Source organism: Moraxella bovoculi 237 (assembly GCF_000696305.2).
Lineage (GTDB): Bacteria > Pseudomonadota > Gammaproteobacteria > Pseudomonadales > Moraxellaceae > Moraxella > Moraxella bovoculi.
This window is the reverse complement of sequence record NZ_AOMT01000018.1, coordinates 1-1,280: the sequence shown is the minus strand read 5'-3', so window position 1 is coordinate 1,280 and position 1,280 is coordinate 1. Positions and strand designations below refer to the sequence as shown.

The window sequence follows — 1,280 nt, the reverse complement described above, 5'->3', positions numbered from 1 at the left end:
AAAACCACAAACCCCCCACCATCTCTGGCAGGGGGTTTTGACTTTGGTAAGTCGTTTGGTTTGTTTGCTGTTAAGATAATCTTATTAGATTAGTTCTTAACGTTAGCAACAACACCAGCACCTACGGTACGGCCACCTTCACGGATTGCGAAGCGTAGACCCTTGTCCATGGCGATTGGGTGGATAAGCTCAACGCTCATCTCAACGTTGTCACCAGGCATAACCATTTCAGTACCTTCTTGTAGAGTGATGGCACCAGTTACGTCAGTAGTACGGAAGTAGAACTGTGGACGATAGCCATTTAGGAATGGCGTGTGACGACCACCTTCTTCTTTTGACAGTACGTATACTTCTGCGTCGAAGTTAGTGTGTGGAGTGATTGAACCTGGCTTAGCAAGTACTTGGCCACGTTGAACTTCTTCACGCTTAGTACCACGTAGTAGAACACCACAGTTCTCACCAGCACGACCTTCGTCTAGAAGCTTACGGAACATCTCAACACCAGTACAGGTAGTCTTAGCAGTGTCTTTGATACCAACGATTTCAACTTCGTCACCAACTTTGATGATACCAGACTCAACACGGCCAGTTACAACAGTACCACGACCAGAGATTGAGAATACGTCTTCGATTGGCATTAGGAATGGACGATCGATGTCACGCTCTGGCTCAGGGATGTAGCTGTCTAGAGTGCTTAATAGCTCTAGGATAGCTGGCTCGCCATATTGACCTTGGTCGCCATTTAGACCTAGTAGTGCAGAACCTTTGATGATAGGAGTGTCATCACCAGGGAAGTCGTAGTCAGATAGAAGTTCACGCACTTCCATTTCTACTAGCTCTAGTAGTTCTTCGTCGTCTACTAGGTCGCACTTGTTCATGAATACCATGATGTAAGGTACGCCAACCTGACGAGATAGAAGGATGTGCTCACGAGTTTGTGGCATTGGGCCGTCAGTAGCTGCTACAACTAGGATAGCGCCGTCCATCTGTGCCGCACCAGTAATCATGTTTTTAACATAGTCGGCGTGGCCTGGGCAGTCTACGTGCGCGTAGTGACGTGCTTCAGTGTCATACTCGATGTGAGAAGTGTTAATGGTAATACCACGTGCTTTTTCTTCTGGTGCTGAGTCGATTGCAGCGTAGTCCTTTGCTTCACCACCGTGGTGCTTAGCAGCAACAGTTGCGATAGCAGCAGTTAGGGTAGTTTTACCGTGGTCAACGTGACCGATGGTACCAACGTTTACGTGTGGTTTGTTACGTTCGAACTTGGCTTTGGCCAT

At 47.7% G+C, this 1,280-nt stretch carries 1 protein-coding gene; it reads right to left on the bottom strand.

The window, feature by feature from the left end:
• Positions 1-89: 89 nt before the first annotated feature.
• On the bottom strand, positions 90-1,280 hold the full coding sequence (gene tuf, locus MBO_RS03965; protein ID WP_036363988.1) for an elongation factor Tu: 1,191 nt from the start codon (positions 1,278-1,280) through the stop codon (positions 90-92).